General features: G+C 55.0%; 14 protein-coding genes and 1 CRISPR repeat array. Of the genes, 1 reads left to right on the top strand and 13 read right to left on the bottom strand.

Translation table 11 applies throughout. From position 1 onward, the window contains the following. Window positions 1-161 precede the first annotated feature (161 nt). A complete protein-coding gene (locus MKX51_RS04420) occupies window positions 162-317 on the bottom strand; it encodes a hypothetical protein (protein ID WP_340943530.1) in 156 nt (51 codons plus the stop codon). Between the two features lie 68 nt (window positions 318-385). After that, window positions 386-937, bottom strand: coding sequence for a TetR/AcrR family transcriptional regulator (locus MKX51_RS04415; RefSeq protein WP_340991342.1), 552 nt, complete (start codon window positions 935-937; stop codon window positions 386-388). A 147-nt stretch (window positions 938-1,084) separates the two neighbouring features. Here MKX51_RS04415 and MKX51_RS04410 point away from each other — a divergent pair, with 147 nt between their 5' ends. Further along, window positions 1,085-2,023, top strand: coding sequence for a ketopantoate reductase family protein (locus MKX51_RS04410; protein ID WP_340991340.1), 939 nt, complete (start codon window positions 1,085-1,087; stop codon window positions 2,021-2,023). 53 nt (window positions 2,024-2,076) lie between these two features. After that, window positions 2,077-3,179: direct repeats of the CRISPR family, unit length 32 nt; unit sequence ATTTCAATCCACGCACTCACGTAGAGTGCGAC. Between the two features lie 672 nt (window positions 3,180-3,851). Here the strand turns inward: MKX51_RS04410 and MKX51_RS04405 are convergent. The 11 genes from MKX51_RS04405 to MKX51_RS04355 are packed head-to-tail and all read right to left on the bottom strand — an operon-like array spanning window position 3,852 to window position 15,378. Then, on the bottom strand, window positions 3,852-4,658 hold the full coding sequence (locus MKX51_RS04405) for a hypothetical protein (protein ID WP_339254131.1): 807 nt from the start codon (window positions 4,656-4,658) through the stop codon (window positions 3,852-3,854). A gap of 15 nt (window positions 4,659-4,673) precedes the next feature. Continuing rightward, window positions 4,674-5,972 (bottom strand): radical SAM family heme chaperone HemW, encoded by a 1,299-nt coding sequence (gene hemW, locus MKX51_RS04400; RefSeq protein WP_340991339.1) that lies wholly within the window; start codon window positions 5,970-5,972, stop codon window positions 4,674-4,676. Window positions 5,973-5,976: 4 nt separating this feature from the next. Beyond that, window positions 5,977-7,263 (bottom strand): B12-binding domain-containing radical SAM protein, encoded by a 1,287-nt coding sequence (locus MKX51_RS04395; protein ID WP_340991338.1) that lies wholly within the window; start codon window positions 7,261-7,263, stop codon window positions 5,977-5,979. A 26-nt stretch (window positions 7,264-7,289) separates the two neighbouring features. Further along, window positions 7,290-8,573 carry a B12-binding domain-containing radical SAM protein gene (locus tag MKX51_RS04390; protein WP_340991336.1) on the bottom strand — a complete coding sequence of 428 codons (1,284 nt, stop codon included), beginning with the start codon at window positions 8,571-8,573 and terminating at the stop codon, window positions 7,290-7,292. Between the two features lie 2 nt (window positions 8,574-8,575). Then, a complete protein-coding gene (locus MKX51_RS04385) occupies window positions 8,576-9,334 on the bottom strand; it encodes an alpha/beta fold hydrolase (protein ID WP_340991335.1) in 759 nt (252 codons plus the stop codon). A 39-nt stretch (window positions 9,335-9,373) separates the two neighbouring features. Further along, window positions 9,374-10,549: a flavodoxin family protein gene (locus MKX51_RS04380; protein ID WP_340991334.1), complete on the bottom strand. Its 1,176-nt coding sequence runs from the start codon at window positions 10,547-10,549 to the stop codon at window positions 9,374-9,376. Beyond that, window positions 10,546-11,985 (bottom strand): U32 family peptidase, encoded by a 1,440-nt coding sequence (locus MKX51_RS04375; RefSeq protein WP_340991333.1) that lies wholly within the window; start codon window positions 11,983-11,985, stop codon window positions 10,546-10,548. Before MKX51_RS04375 ends, MKX51_RS04380 begins: the two co-directional genes overlap by 4 nt. Then, the gene (gene hemW / locus MKX51_RS04370; RefSeq protein ID WP_340943553.1) at window positions 11,982-13,364 is read right to left on the bottom strand and encodes a radical SAM family heme chaperone HemW; all 1,383 of its coding nucleotides are present in this window, start codon (window positions 13,362-13,364) and stop codon (window positions 11,982-11,984) included. The genes MKX51_RS04375 and hemW (MKX51_RS04370) overlap by 4 nt, the downstream gene beginning before the upstream one ends. Then, window positions 13,354-13,671: a carboxymuconolactone decarboxylase family protein gene (locus tag MKX51_RS04365; protein ID WP_209878720.1), complete on the bottom strand. Its 318-nt coding sequence runs from the start codon at window positions 13,669-13,671 to the stop codon at window positions 13,354-13,356. The genes hemW (MKX51_RS04370) and MKX51_RS04365 overlap by 11 nt, the downstream gene beginning before the upstream one ends. A 14-nt stretch (window positions 13,672-13,685) precedes the next feature. After that, window positions 13,686-15,053, bottom strand: coding sequence for a radical SAM family heme chaperone HemW (hemW, locus tag MKX51_RS04360; RefSeq protein ID WP_340991332.1), 1,368 nt, complete (start codon window positions 15,051-15,053; stop codon window positions 13,686-13,688). A 16-nt stretch (window positions 15,054-15,069) separates the two neighbouring features. Beyond that, the gene (locus tag MKX51_RS04355) at window positions 15,070-15,378 is read right to left on the bottom strand and encodes a TIGR04076 family protein (protein ID WP_339254113.1); all 309 of its coding nucleotides are present in this window, start codon (window positions 15,376-15,378) and stop codon (window positions 15,070-15,072) included. Between the last annotated feature and the right edge of the window lie 51 nt (window positions 15,379-15,429).

Below are 15,429 nucleotides of genomic sequence, written 5' to 3'. Positions count from 1 at the left end.
ATAAATTGATAGTACATCGATTTTAACGCTTTCATGGCATCCCATCCTCTACGTTTTTTACCCTTTCTTATCACAGAGGAGGCTTCACCCTTTTAAGTAAAAATCCTCTATATAGAAGCATACATAAAAAAGGGGCTGTTATAGCCCCACGTAGCATAAAATCATCCTTCTTCAGGTTTTACCGTCATGGAGAAGACAACCCCAAAGATAATCCCGAAAGCAATGCCAAGTGGAATACTATGGAGGGCTGCACCAAATACCACGCCAAAACACAAGCCTAAAGCTGTACCGGTTAAAAGAGACTTATTGTTCATCATCCACACCTCCTTTCCTTATACAACGAACTTAAACAGTATCGGTTTCGAATAAGCGGTATCTTAACACATTAAGGAATCACCGTAGTCCCAATTCCGTTTGTAAACAGGGTATCTACCAGCTTGACCAATTCTTCCGACGACAGATCTTTGTCATTCCGTATCCAAAGGCGAAACATCGACATTAGTGTGGATATGTAAAACTCAATGATATACGGTGCTAAAGCTTCATCTGCCGGAAGGTCCACAATCAATCTCTCCAAGGGAATTTCTCTTTTCAGCCGTTCAATAAAATGAACAGAACCATAGTCGCCCAAGAGGGCTTTCAGTATTGAAATTTCCTCTGCATTCTCCAGGCATTGAAGTGCATCTTGGAAGGTATGTGTGGAGAACTCTCTGCTTGCCATTTCCTCTTTAATGGATTTGAAGACACGCTCTTCCACGCAGTCCAACAATTCATAGATATCCGTAAAGTATTGATAAAAGGTACTGCGGTTATATCCTGATCGCTTAGCGATCTCTTGGATGGTTATTTTTTCGATTGGTTTCTGGCTATATAAATCACAGAATACATTGATAAAGGTTTGCCTTGTTTTATCCGTAAGTTCAGGTTGCTTTTTCATTATTTGCCTCCAGTTTCCGTACATCGATTACACGACAGATCTTAAAAATCTGATGGTTGATGGTCCTATAGAGCTTCTATACAATAAATTATACAACACGTTGTTGGATTATTAACAAGGATTAATATATAGGCTCAGGAGGCTAATATGCGAATTTTATTCTTCGGCAGAGGTGTCATATCGACCCAATATGCTTGGGCTTTTGAACAGGCAGGACATACAGTGGAGTTCTACGTTAGAAAAGGGAGAAAGGAAACCTTAGGCAGCAGCATTGAGCTTGAAATGTGGGACGCACGAAAAGGGAAGCAGCTCATCCAAGAAAGCTGGAACGTCAAATTACACGAAGAGATTCGACCAAATTATGATCTCATTATTGTGAGTGTCAACACGGAGCAGCTTCCGGCAGCAACACAACTAATATCGACTACTGCTGGGAGCACGCCTGTCCTCATCTTCAATAACCTTTGGCAGGATTTGAATTCTTCGATCTCCCCCCTGTCTATGGACAATGTGGTCTTTGGGTTCCCGGGAGGCGGCGGTGGCATTGAGGACAACAGGCTTAGAGGCGGCTTTTTAAAAATGCTGTTTCTGGAACAGCCACGGGCAGGTACTGAACCTATTAATAACAAGGTCAAAGCGCTATTTGAAAGTGCCTATTTTAAAATTAGCTGGATTAAGGATATGCAAAGCTGGCTATGGAATCACTTTGCCATGAATGCCGCTATGGAGACCGAGGTATTGAGACGGGGAAGCTTTCCGGCAATCATGAATCATAGCGACTCCTTCGCGAATGTCGGCAAGCATATGAGAGAGATTATCCCTGTACTGAAAGCAAGAGGCGCAAAAATGGATATGATCACTCTACTGTTAACCAAGACTCCGCCCGCACTTCTCGGCATCCTGTTTAACAAGGTTATTTTAGCAAAAGGCAGCTTAGCACGGCTTTTCATGGAATACAACAATAGTAAAGCAGGTTTTGCAATCCATGAAGTTGTGCGGGAAGCGAAAAAATTAGGGATACCGTTGCCGCGTCTTACAGCGGCATTGGAAAATTCCGGGCAACACAATGCAGATGTATCAGGATAGGAGTGGTTGAATATCCCCTTGGTCGGTCGCATAGCGGTCGGCCTTTTTGGTGCATTTCAATCCACGCACTCACACGGAGTGCGACCACATAATGCGGATTCATTTTTGTCTGACCTGGAGATTTCAATTCACGCACTCACATAGAGTGCGACGTTTACATTCATCCAGCAGGGACAAACCCCCATGATTTCAATCCACGCACTCACATAGAGTGCGACAGAAATTTCCCGCCGGCTCCGCACAGGCGTCTCAAATTTCAATCCACGCACTCACGTAGAGTGCGACTGCAACATCTACATTTACGGCCATGGGGGGCCAATTTCAATCCACGCACTCACGTAGAGTGCGACTCGTCCCGTTTCTGTTCCGCCATCCCTATTTAGGATTTCAATCCACGCACTCCCGTAGAGTGCGACGAGATCGAGATCCTGCTCGCCTATTACAAAAATATTTCAATCCACGCACTCACGTAGAGTGCGACGTTGGCTTGGATGCTATTGGCACTCATACCATGCATTTCAATCCACGCACTCACGTAGAGTGCGACATTTTTCGTCACTCACTTTGTTAAACTCATTAATATTTCAATCCACGCACTCACGTAGAGTGCGACTCACCGCAGCATCTACGGTAATCGGATCAGTTGCCGCATTTCAATCCACGCACTCACGTAGAGTGCGACTAGCTACCGGGTCGAAGAGAGAGAGATCCACCGTATTTCAATCCACGCACTCACGTAGAGTGCGACAGACTTGATCCAAACTCTAAGGATTATGCTGAAAATTTCAATCCACGCACTCACGTAGAGTGCGACCGTTCCCGTCTGTATTCCTGCGCTATTTGAGCTGAGATTTCAATCCACGCACTCACGTAGAGTGCGACAATGACGCAAATGTATTGACGCAAAGATCTAATGCATTTCAATCCACGCACTCACGTAGAGTGCGACAGCATGGATGCGATTTGATTCGACAGGTATAGCAGATAATTTCAATCCACGCACTCACGTAGAGTGCGACATTAACCAGACCCGGAGGACATGATTTCTGGTATTGATTTCAATCCACGCACTCACGTAGAGTGCGACGACACTATAGATGATTATATGAGAGTCTTTAAGCTATATTTCAATCCACGCACTCACGTAGAGTGCGACAGCGGAAAACAGCACAACCTATGCTTTTCCCGTATACATACACTATATATCCCTTTGTTCCAATCTAGAAAAGGTATCTGTCCACCCTTGACTTTTCAAGAACTCCCTCGATTCCTGAGAGTTTCGACAAATTCTGAGGTGCGAAACCCCCTAGGATTTCATGAGAGCTTGGCATTCGCACCGACTTTTTGTTTCTATTGTACCTCTTCGGCCACATTCTGCATAATCCTAAATTGTCTCCACATGGTATCGGCCGGGGTATTTCAACACACTGCAAATAAGCCGGACCGCATACTTCAGTATGCAGGCCGGCTATCTCTGTTCCCTTTACTTGACTAGACCCTCAGCATGGTGCTCTCTCCCACTTTCGTAGTGGACTCAGAGGCCCTTATTCCGCGAAAAATCCAACTTTTCCAGCATTCGCGGACTACAGGGCCGTTATTGATGGATATGCCGCCTGAAAACGCCTCGCAGTGAGACAATAAGCGCACCACAGTCCGCAAACCGGCAAAGAAGTAACCATTCTTTGAAAATAACGGCCCTCAGGTCCGCGGAGGAGCAGACTCGGGTGACCAGGCGGGTTCGCTCTCTCTACGGGCATATTTCCCAGGAGCAATACGCTGCACCTCCAATCCACCACGAGGCCGCATCACTCACCCCTCGCCCCACGCATCAAGCATTCATCAACACCTGAATGCGCTCCACATCCTGGCTGAATTTTTTGGCCAGGCGGGCTTTGCCGAGGTTGGATTTTACGATCTTTTGCATGCGCTTGTCATCGGTTACAGCGAACTTGGCGAGCATGCGGAAGCCGGCTTCGGGGGCGCGTTCCACGAAGACGCTAACTGCGTATTCCAGACCCTTGGACAGCACGCGGAATTCCTCCGCATTGCAGTGGGTCCGGCCTTCAGCAATGCCGTCCAGGATCTCCTCGGACAGCTCCAGTGCATACAGGACATTGGCCTGCTCCTTCAGCATCGGCGGGTGGGCCAGGGCAGCGACGAAGGCCCGCTGCTCCAGCGCGTTAGCCGTGCCTTTCATGCCGTCGAACAGTGCGCGGAGCACGCCGAAGTCCTGCTCCCCGATGCGCTGCAGCGCCATCGCTGCCGCCTCGCGCATCCGCCAGCGTGCATCGTTCATCGCCGCCCGGCAGCGCTCCAGAATGATCTGCTGACGGGCAGGCTCCGCATAGCGGTAATAGCTGCCCATCGCCTGGAGCGCGCAGAACGGCAGGAACTCGCGGGGATCATCTGTAGGAGCTTCCGCCTCTGTCTTGCCCGTCCACTGCACAAGCAGCTCCCAGGCTTCACTGGCCACCCAATCCGACGCGAAAGCATCCGCGAAGGTGGAAGCCGCCCCCAGATTCGCCCGCGGCCCCGGCAGATTCGACTCGCCGAGCAGACGCTGCTCCAGCTCCGCATACTTCCCGGCCTCCTGGAGATCGCCATAGAAGACATTTTTACTCACTTTACTGTTCATTTCAGTACCCCTCCATCATTTTGGAAAAGCCATCTTGATCTGCTCCTCGCAGAACTCCTTACATACATTGTTGCCCCAGAACAACCCGTGGAAACGCGTGAGCGCAATCGTGTCCTCGCGGATCTCCACCAGCCCTTCCTTCACGAACTTGTCGAACAGCTCGGGGAAATGCTCCTCCGGGTAAACTCCGAATTTGCGGCGGAACTGCTGGCGGTCAACCGCTGTACGGCGTAGGCCCATCGCCAGGAACTGGTTAGGCAGATCCTCTGCCTTCACTTCGTAGCCTAAAGCAATAGGGAGGTCGCCGGATGTAATCTTTTTCACATATTCAGGGAGTAATTTCACATTCTGGTAGGCATAGCCGCCCACATCGCCGAACGCCCCCAGCCCCACAGAGAGCAGGTCCAGGTAATCATCGAAATGCTTGCGGCTATACACATGATGGCCTCCCGGCCGGACGAAATCATACGTGGATTCCACCGAATAGCCCTGCGACTCCAGATAACGGCAAGCCTCTATATACATCTGCTGCTCCAGCTCAAGTCCGCCGCAGGCCGGAAGCTCACCGCTGGCAATGCGCTTCGCCAGACCGAAGCCGGGAATGATCTTCAGCGGAAATAGTGTGACATGACCGATCTCCAGCTCCACTACCTTCGCCAGATCCGCAAGCCATTCCTCCATCGTCTGGCCCGGCAGATTGTACATCAGGTCCAGGCTGACGTTCGCAATGCCCGCCTCTCTGGAATCCTGAATACTCCGCAGGGAATCCTCACCGGTCTGAAGCAGCCCGAGACGTCTGCCCAGCTCATCGTTGAACGTCTGCACCCCGAGACTGATCCGGTTCACCCCAAGCGCATGGAGCAGCTTAAGCTTGGCGGCGGTGAAGGAAGCAGGGTTACCCTCGAACGTAATCTCTTCAACTCTCTGCATAGGAAGTGTAGCCTGTAGCTGCTCGAATAATGCGGTGATCTCTTCCTCGTCCAGCACGCTTGGCGTCCCGCCGCCGATATATAGCGCTTCCACCGAGCAATTGCGGATCTGCGGCGTCATCCCGTACATCTCCAGCTCACGGAACAGCGCAGCCAGATATTCCTGGCGGGCTCCCTGCTCGTTGAACGCCTTCGGGTACGGGCAGAACGGGCAGATGGAATCGCAGAACGGAATATGTACATAGGCCAGCTTGGAGCTTGCCGCAGCTTGATTCAGGTTCATCAGGGACGGCAACCGTGCGCTGTCCTCTGACGACACCGGAGTGTTCCCCATGGGATAATGTCCGATCCCGATCTCCCGGAACGGGTACACTGGCTTGTTCATTCTATCAAGTCCTTCCTCCAATTGAATTCATAAGCATATCCTTATAGATGTGGCGTGATGCGGACAGAGCATCGGTGAGCAAGTCAGCGCTGTAGTCCTTAGACTGGTAATAGGCCGGAAAAAGCAAGTTATCCTCAGCCTGGATCACCTGCTCCTGTAGAGCGATATTGTAGAGTGCGGTGTGAGGGTAGACACGGATGCCTTGGCTGGCCAGAATATAGACCGGATTCATCTGATTGACCAGCTGCACCGTCTCCTGCACCGTCTCCGCATTCTCTCCCGGCCCGCCGAACAGCAGCGATACTGAATAGGGAAGCTGATATTGCTCCAGCAGGTGTCCCAGTTCAACAAGCTGCTCCGGGGTGAACTGCTTGCCCATCCGCCGGAGCAGCTGCCGCGAACCCGAGTCGGCCCCGATGTCCACGAAGCGGCAGCCGTTCCCCTTCAGCAAGCGGATCAGGTCCCCGGTAATATGGGCCGGAGTCAGGGCACAGCTCCATTCCAGCAAGGGGCTGGTGCGGCCGATCAGCCGGCAGAACTCCATCGTCTCCTCCACATCATGATTGAACACACCGTCTACAAAAGTAATATTATGCACCTGATAGTCATTCTCCAGGATCTTCATATCTTCGCTGAACTGCTCCGCAGGAATCCGGCAGGCGCCGGCATTCATGTAGCCCTCCGAGCAATAGATGCAGTGCCGGCTGCAGCCTCTGGAGGCCTGATAGCCCATCGAGGCTTTTTTGATCCGGGGGTTCGGGATAAAATACTGCGGAGCGAACAGCGGCTTCGGCGGAATACGGCTGTACACCGGATGATAGGCGGGATCTGCATTACGTACCGTACCTGTCGCCGGGGCCTGCCCCCGCTCAATCTCACGGGCCAGCCGCACCGCTTCCGCTTCGCCCCCGCTCCCCTTGATGCCGTAATCCGCCCCCAGCTCCTTCACCAGCTCGCCCGGCATTACCAGCATGGCAGCCCCGCCAAGCAGTACCTTGGCCGAACTGCAGGTACGGCATACCTGCATGATTTGCTGTAAGAAAGAGAGATAGCTCTCCGGCTGCTGGATCACCTGGTTGTCGATGTTGCGTACCGAGAGGCAGATCAGATCCGCTCCGGTAACCCGCAGCTCCTCGCGGAGTGCCTCCAGCGGCTCAGCCATAAAGGCCAGATCCAGAAAGCGTGTCCTGAATCCGGCAGCGGTCAGAGCCGAATAGACCATTCCCGCCCCAACCGGAAGAACTGGCAGCGGCTTCAGCAGTGTATTCGTAGACACCACCAGTATTCTCATGCTTCACTCCACCCGCTCTTCCTCTTTCATATGAACATCCAGTCCGGGTTACGCTCCCGGTACGGCGCACAGATGCTGTTCGCCTGCTCCAGACTCAGCTGCGGAGACATGAAGAACTTCGGATGGAGCAGATCATCCGGCTCAGGGGAACCGACATAGCTGTACATATCAGTGGACGGCAGAATACGGATGCCGAACAAGCCGAAGATGCGCTGCACCGATAGCTCCTCCATCAGATCCAGCGTCTCGTGCAGGGTCTCCGGCGTCTCCTCCGGTCCCCCGATCAGCAGGCAGAAGCTGAATTCCAGCTCCTGGTCGCGGCAGAGCTGGACCACTGTCCGGATCTCGGCCTGCCGGAAGTTCTTCTTGAACGACCTGAGGCAGATATCGCTGCCTGAATCAATGCCGAACTCCACCTCTGTACACCCGGCCTGCTTAAGCAGACCTGCGAACTCTGCCGTGAAGAACCTCGGATTCAGGAAGCAGCCCCAGGACAACGGAAGCGTCCGCCCGATCAGCTCCCGGCAGATCTCTTCGGCATGCTCCAGCGGATAGTTGAACACACTGTCCACGAAATCAAAAGAGCCGATATCATACTGAACCACCATCTGCTCAATTTCATCGGCAACCCCCTTCGGCGACCGCAGACGGACGGCCCGGCCCTCCAGTGACGGGTAAGCACAATAGGTGCAGCTTAGCGCACAGCCCCTTTTGGTCAATACATTATGGCGGACCCTACGCTCCACATCATAGCTGTGCAGAAACCCGCTGCGGCTGGGAAAATACTCCTGGTCCAGCTGTTCAGGCGCATACGGCGACCAGTAATTCCATTCCCCGGCCCTTGTCCTGAACATCAGCCCGCTCACTGCGGACGGCACCTGCCCCGCCTCCAGCTGGTTAAGCAGCTCCACGATACTGTCACAGCCGTCACCGACAATGCCGTAATCGGCTCCCGTCTCCTGCAGCCATTGCCTGGGCAGTAGCGAGAAGCCCGCCCCGCCCAGAATGATACCAGCCCTGCTATTCCATTCACGCACCCAATCCACCATCAAGCAGACCTGATCCACGAAGCTCCGGGGGTATTGCATGCAGCAATTATCGAGGTTACGGATCGACAAGCCAATGTAATCAGGCGCATAGGCATTAAGGTAATTCGTAACGGCCTCCCGGGTGTACTCCAGCTGGGTCATGTCCAGCATGCCTGCCTCCCAGCCGGAAGCGACCAGACTGGCGTGAATATAGCTAAGACCCAACGGGAATACAGGGGGCCGCTTCTCCGTATTCGCCGAGATCAGCAGCACTCTGCCCATGCTCACTCCCCCTTAAGAAAAGTAAGCGCGGCAGCAGCTACGTCTTCGCCCGCCTCAAGAAACATAAAGTGTCCAGCGCCTGGAACCGAATGCATCCGGGAGTCCGGCAAATACCGGTTCAGCTCCAGCGCCTTGTGCAGCGGCGTAATCCGGTCCGCCTCCCCGCTAATAATCAGCGTTCTCTGCCGGATGCCCTGAAGGAGCGGCCGGAGATCGGGATGCTTGATCTGAATCATCAGACGGTGGGTCGCGGCAGGCAGCCGGGACCAGCCCTCCAGAATCTGATGCTGAACCGCTTCATGCCCCTCGGTGAAAAAATACGGAACCGCCGCCGCATTCGTCTGCCGCACAGCCTCCGGCGTAATCTCTTCCCCGTGCTCCGGCCGCTTGAACGGAACCGCGAAGGTGGCGGCGGCCCCCATCAGCACCAGCTTCTTCACCCGGTCCGGCTCACGGGCGGATAGCAGCAGCGCAAGCGTGCTGCCCAGGGAATGCCCGATGATCGAGACCTGCTTCAGCCCCTGCTCTTCCAGCAGCCTGAGAATATCATCAACCATGTCCTCCAGAGTGAAGGCCGGACCGGAGTATTCCGACTGGCCGTGTCCGCGCAAGTCCGCGCGAAGCACCTGGTAATGAGGCTCCAGCGCCCGGGCCAGGTCCCCGAAGACGAGCGAAGAGTCCCGGTTGCCGTGCAGACACAGCACAGCCTCCCCGGCGCCCTGAATACTGTAATGTAAAGGTATCCCCTTAGTCTTCAGCATGTAGTGTGTATCCTCCCTTGAACTTCCCGGCCAGGCCGCTCATACGACGGCTTCCTCCAGATAGTCCACGACCCGGTCTATATCCCGGCCGTCTGCTTCATCGACTGCAAACAGCCGCCACTCCCCGGGGCTTCTGCCTACCAGGATAGCCGGCTGTCCAGGCGCCAGGGTGCAGCGTGAGGCCAGCTTATCCTCCCAGTCATAGTAGAGCGTGAAGCCGGGAACGGTCTGGCTTGTCTTCTCCTTCACGAATTCATGCGTGATGAAGTGGGGCAGCTGCCCCACTCTTGCAATCAGCGCACAGTCTGCGCTCCCGCCGAACTGCTGCTCCAGCTGTTCCAGCAGCGGACCGCAGCGGAGGCTGGCCTGCTGATCGCCGATAACGAAGATGCGCGGCTGAATCGAAGCCAGTTCACCGAGCGTAACCTCCTCATCCCGGACGTCCTGCACAGTGAAGGCAGACCAGACTTCAGCCTGCACCCCGCGTTCCTGGCTCTGCTCCATAGGGTCCTGCCCCCCGCTTCCCTGTCCTTGCCCTGCCCCCGACTGCCCGGGAAGGTCGAAGTAAGAGAAGCCCAAGGAGGAGGCCACCCGCATCCCGACCGCCCGGGCCATCATCTTCGCCTCTTCCGCTTCTTCAATCGGCTTGCTCCAGGAGCGCTTGCGGATACCCGGCTGGCCGTCATATTCAATCAGGCTGATGCCCGCGCTGGCAATCATCGACAGCTTGATCGCCGTGAAGCAGGGCATCAGCGAGGCCAGCGCCCATTCATGCCCGGGTCCCGCTGCGACAACAATCTGTCCGGCTACCTTGCCCTTGAACGCCTTACCCTTCACTCCGGCTACCCGGTCATAATTGTAGTACTCGAAGTCCAGATCCTCGTCGCTGCACGGCTCGCAGCGGTCGATCCAGTTCTTCCAGACGGCCGGAAGCGAGAGCGCATAGACCGGGGAGGCGAAGACGAACCCGTCCGCCTCCTTCAGCTTGTCGTACAGCTCTGTCAATTGATCCTCCGGGTCCTTCAGCAGGTGGCAGTGCTTGCCGTTCATGCAGTTGCCGCAGCCGTCACAGGGCAGAATGTTGTAATCATTCAGCCGCAGCAGCTCCGTCTGCACCCCCTGCTCCGCTGCGGCTTCAAGCGCAACAGAGAGCAGATATTCGCTGGAGCTGTGATGCTTCTTCATGGACCCGGCAAGCCCGATGATCTTCTTCATCCGGCTGCCTCCTCTAAGTCCAGCTCAGCCGTATCGAAGCCCAGCGCCCGCAGATCGCTAAGAGCGAACATCCGGAAATCTGCCGGGGTGCACAGTACATTGGCCTTGGCGACATCCTGCCGTAAGACCTGGGCACTTCCCCGGGCAGCCGCCAGCTCCTCAGACTTCTTACGGATCTCAGGACCGGCCATATCGCGGATGAACTCAGGCTTGCGCCCAATGACCGCGCCCAGGAGACTCTCGCCCTCCGCGCTCCAGACCGCCTTCGCTCCTGGCGCTGACTCGAAGAAGCTTCCCGAAGCGAGCGCCGCGAACAGCTGCTCGAATTCCTTCAGCGCCTCATCCCCGGGCTTTGCCATGGACACGGTCCGGCTGGCCCATTCGGCACAGTAGCCACACTTGTCACAGTCCATCCGGTCGCAGCGCTTCGAGCGGAAGCCCTCCAGGAAGCCTTCCAGACTCTCGTTGTCGATGCTGGCCTGGAAGCTGAACAGCAGGCGGTAGACCTGTCTCATTTTGTCGGACGGTGCGAAATCCTCCTTGATGTTCTTCGAGAAGTTCGGCATTTCGAAGTCGGCCTCCGCCATCCGCGAATTGAGCAGGCTGAGCAGGTTGCCCTGATACTTCCGCCCGGAGTAAGACTGCGCAGTAGCCGCAATCTTCTCCGTGGTCTTCATCCGCTCGGTCAGCTTGAACTTGTGATAGCCCAGCTCTTCATAGATATACATGTCCTCCGGGCGAATCCACTGCGACTTCAGCAGCTCCTCCGGGTGCTGGAGCTTACGCTCCGTACAGCGCAGCATATAATAATCCAGCGCGAAGCCGTCCGTCACATGGTTGCACTGCGAGGCGTGGCTCTGAAAATTCGCATGATTATGGCGCATCGGGCAATCCAGCATACAGTCATTGGTCGCAATGAGCTGATAGTCGCAGCGGGTATTCTTGCGCAGGCTCTCCAGGAAGGCGAAGTCACGGTTCCGGCTCTCGGGCAGGGTAATCTCGCTGACGCCTTTTTCCTCGAAATATTGGGCTTGTCTGAGCGTGTTCACATTAGCAAAGGTAGACAGGCTGATCTTCACATCCGGCAGCGCGGTGCGCACCATGTCAATCAGCATCGGGAGCGATACCGTCACATATTCCGGCTGCAGCGTGCCGATCCATTCCAGCAGCTCGCGCAGGCGGTAATGGAAATCCTTCGTCGTCTCCAGGTTATCCAGACAGGTAGCGTTCAGCAGATAATTGAACTTGAACCCGTAGGCATGCAGGAGCTTCACATGCTCCTCCACCCTCGCCCGGTCTATGGTAGGCAGTGCAAAGGTCGGTCTTCCGCCGCCCACCAGATCAGAGGACAGCTTGCCGTAGAAAACATCCACATGCGAATCCTTCAGCAGGATGGGCAACCGGGCATCAAAGTTCGTGCCGACAGACAGCTTCATCCCTTCAGCTCCTCTCCGGCAGCCTCAGCCGGCTTTTGTCCGCGTGCCAGCTTCACACGGCTCTCGAAGGTCTGCTGGTTCGCTTCCGAGAAGAATTCCTTACAGACGTTGTTGCCCCAGACAATACCTCTCGCGGACAGGCGGATCTCATGCTCATCCGTTTCCAGCAGGCCTTTGGCTACCAGCTCATCGATCGTCGTACCGAAGACCTCCTCCGGCTGGAATCCGAACATGCCGGTGAAATCCTTCCGCTTCACGGACAGCATCCGCAGGCCCTTGGCCATCATCCCGTGCATCGCTTCCAGATCATCCGCCTGACTTGCGATGAAGACGGACAGGAACTGCTGCTGGAGCCGGTCGCTGTACTCCTGAATATCCCCTTGGTTGATATACATCAGCTTGTTGACATAACCGAAGGCGGCCGGGCCGTGCGCGAACAGATCCTTCTGCTGGGTATAGTACAAGAGGACATGCCGGTCCTCGAACCCCGGCTTGGCGAAATCCCACACGCTGTACTGGACATAACCCTCTTCCTGCAGCAGCCGTTTGGCTTCCAGGTACATATCCACTTCCAGCTCGACACTGCCGGTTGGCGGAATCTTGCCTTCCTTAATCATTTTGAACAGTGCCGTAAAGGGTACAACACACAGAGAGAATACCGTGATATGGTCAATGCCCAGACGTACAGCCGTACGGACATCCTCCAGCCATTCCTCCATGGTCTGCTCAGGCAGGTTGTACATCAGATCAATGCCGATGTTCCCGAAGCCCGCCTCCTTCGCTTCCTCCAGCACCTCGAAGGCCCGCCGGGAATCATGGCTCATCCGCAGATGCTGCCCCATCTTGTCATTGAAGGTCTGGATACCGATGCTGATCCGGTTCGCCCCCTGGGCACGGATGGCCTGCATTTTCTCCAGCGTCAAGGTTGCCGGACTGCCCTCGAATGAGATCTGTGCATCCGGCGTCACCCGGTAATTCTCCTGGACGCTCTTCAGCATCTCAACCATCCGCCCGGCAGACAGAGCCGAAGGCGTTCCGCCCCCGAACGTCACCGCACTGATCGTGGACTGCGAACCATACGGGGAAGAGGCATAGATGCCGATTTCGGCCTTGACGGCCTCCATGTACTGCTCGACCTGCTTTTCCTGATAGGCCATCTTATTGAAGGGACAGAAGATACAGACGGAAGCACAGAAGGGAACATGGACATAGACTGCGCCGACATTATGCGCCGGAGGCTGGTCACCAAGGCCCATTGTTCCGTAAATATCAGCCGGGGTAACCTCGGTCACAGGATTGGGATAGTGGGACACACAGATTGGATCTCTATGGGGATAGACGTTGTAGAAGGATTCGTTGGTTGTGGTCTTAACTGCCATGATGAACACCCCGCTTGGCTTCCACAGCCGACAATGCCGCAGCCAGACCGGAGGAGACAGCCTCAATCCCTGCCACCGGCAGACAATTCATCACGGTCTCTGTCACTTCCTCCGCGCTCGCACCCAGCTCATAAGCCTTCAGCGCATGCAGCCGGATGCCGTAGGTAGAACGGTCTGTAACTACGCAAGCCAGCCGGATCAATTCCCGCACCTTAGGCTCAAGCGTCCCCGTATCCTCAATCGACTTGCACATGCTATCAAAAGCGGCCCCTACCTGCGGATTAACTCTCATCAACATATCGCTCATCAGCTATACCCTCCTTATGATTGAACCGATTGTACCGATTGCACCGGGCGTCCCTTAGCCAGCTTCATCCGGTGCTGCAGCCCGTAATCCGCATATTTCGCGGAGAAAAATTGCTTACTCACATTGTTGCCCCATATAATGCCGTCTTCAGTCAGCCGAATCTCTTCCGCATCCTGAATCAGCAGCCCGTCCTGCACCAGACGCTCGATCGTCTCCGGGAACAGCTGCTCCGGCTCCTGCCCGAACATCTTCACGAACCCGGCACGGTTCACGGACAGCATCCGCAGCCCCTTGGCCATGGCCCCGTGCGCCAGCTCCCGCTCGTCGGCCTTCTCCCCGCAATTGACCGGCAGCAGCCCATCCTGCACGCGGGTCATATATTCATTCAGATTGCCGCTGTTGATATACATGTAGCCGTTAATGATGCCAAAAGCAGCTGCGCCAATGCCGATCATATGCGCCTGCTCCGAGAAGTACAGGGTGGCGTGCCGGTCCGTCTTGCCCGGCTTGGCGAAATCAATGACGCTGTACTGCTCATACCCGGCTTCCAGCAGCATCTCCTTGGCGATGGTATACAGCTCAATCTCCCGGTAGACATCCCCGATGCCCGGAATCTTCCCGTCCGCTATACGCGAGGCGATCTGCGTATGCGGCACCACACAGAAGGAAATCACACAGATATGGTCAATCTCCTGCTCGATGGAGGTGAGGATATCCGCCCGCCATTGATCCAGCGTCTGACCCGGCAGATTGTACATCAGATCAATGCCGACATTCTCAATACCGCTGTTACGCGCATTCTTCACTAATGCGAACGAATCCTCGACACTGTGATACAGTCCCAGTACTTCGGCAAGCTCCTCCTGGAAGGTCTGCACGCCCACGCTGATCCGGTTGAGGCCCTGCAAAGCCAAGGTCTCCAGCTTGTCCGCCGTGAAATTACGGGGGTTGCCTTCGATGAAGATCATGGCCTCCTCTTCCACGCGGAAGGACTGCTTCATGTATTGCAGGAGTCCGGTCAGCTCTTCCGAGGACAGGCAGGAGGGTGTTCCGCCGCCCAGATTAATGGAGGAGACCGTAACACTGCTGCCAAACGGCGTTCCCGCATACCTGTCAATCTCCTGCCGGACAGCAGCCAGGTAGCGGTCCACCTGATCCTGCCGCTTCAGATAACGGTTGAACGGGCAGAACGAGCAGGTGGCATCGCAAAAGGGAATATGCAGATATAGAGCCACCGGCGTATCCTTGGTATTCACCTGTTCCAGCTCCATCAGCGACCGGACCTCAGGCTCTGTGTGCTGTGAGACAGGCACCGGATAATGCGAGACGCAGATCGAATCTCTCTCCTTGAACATTTCAACGTATGACTTCGCATTATTCATATGGAGCGGTCTCCCTTCATTTGGATTGCAGCATCCGGCCTGCATATGGAGAATCTCCGGACGGCTCCACCGGGATGCGGCGGATTTCCATAGTCATCTGGTTGCGCATATCCGGGCAAGCCGAGTGTACAATATTGCCCTCCGGGTCCCACGGCAGCTTCGCATCCATGTTCAGCGCCAGCAGCATAGGGAAGACCGCATGAAAGGCCGTTCCGCAGAGATTGCCTGCGTTCAGCGGGGAGACCTTCATGATATCCCCTTCCTTATGTCCTGCCCGGCAATGCCCCTTAACGCCCGTAACCTTAAGCTCAAACTCATAATTCATCCCTAATTCCTCCTCATCTAATATGTGATTCGTTTCACTTGCACTGAAATG

This window comes from Paenibacillus sp. FSL M7-0420, assembly GCF_038002345.1.
Taxonomy (GTDB): domain Bacteria; phylum Bacillota; class Bacilli; order Paenibacillales; family Paenibacillaceae; genus Paenibacillus_AQ.
This window is presented reverse-complemented; position numbering and strand designations above follow the sequence as displayed.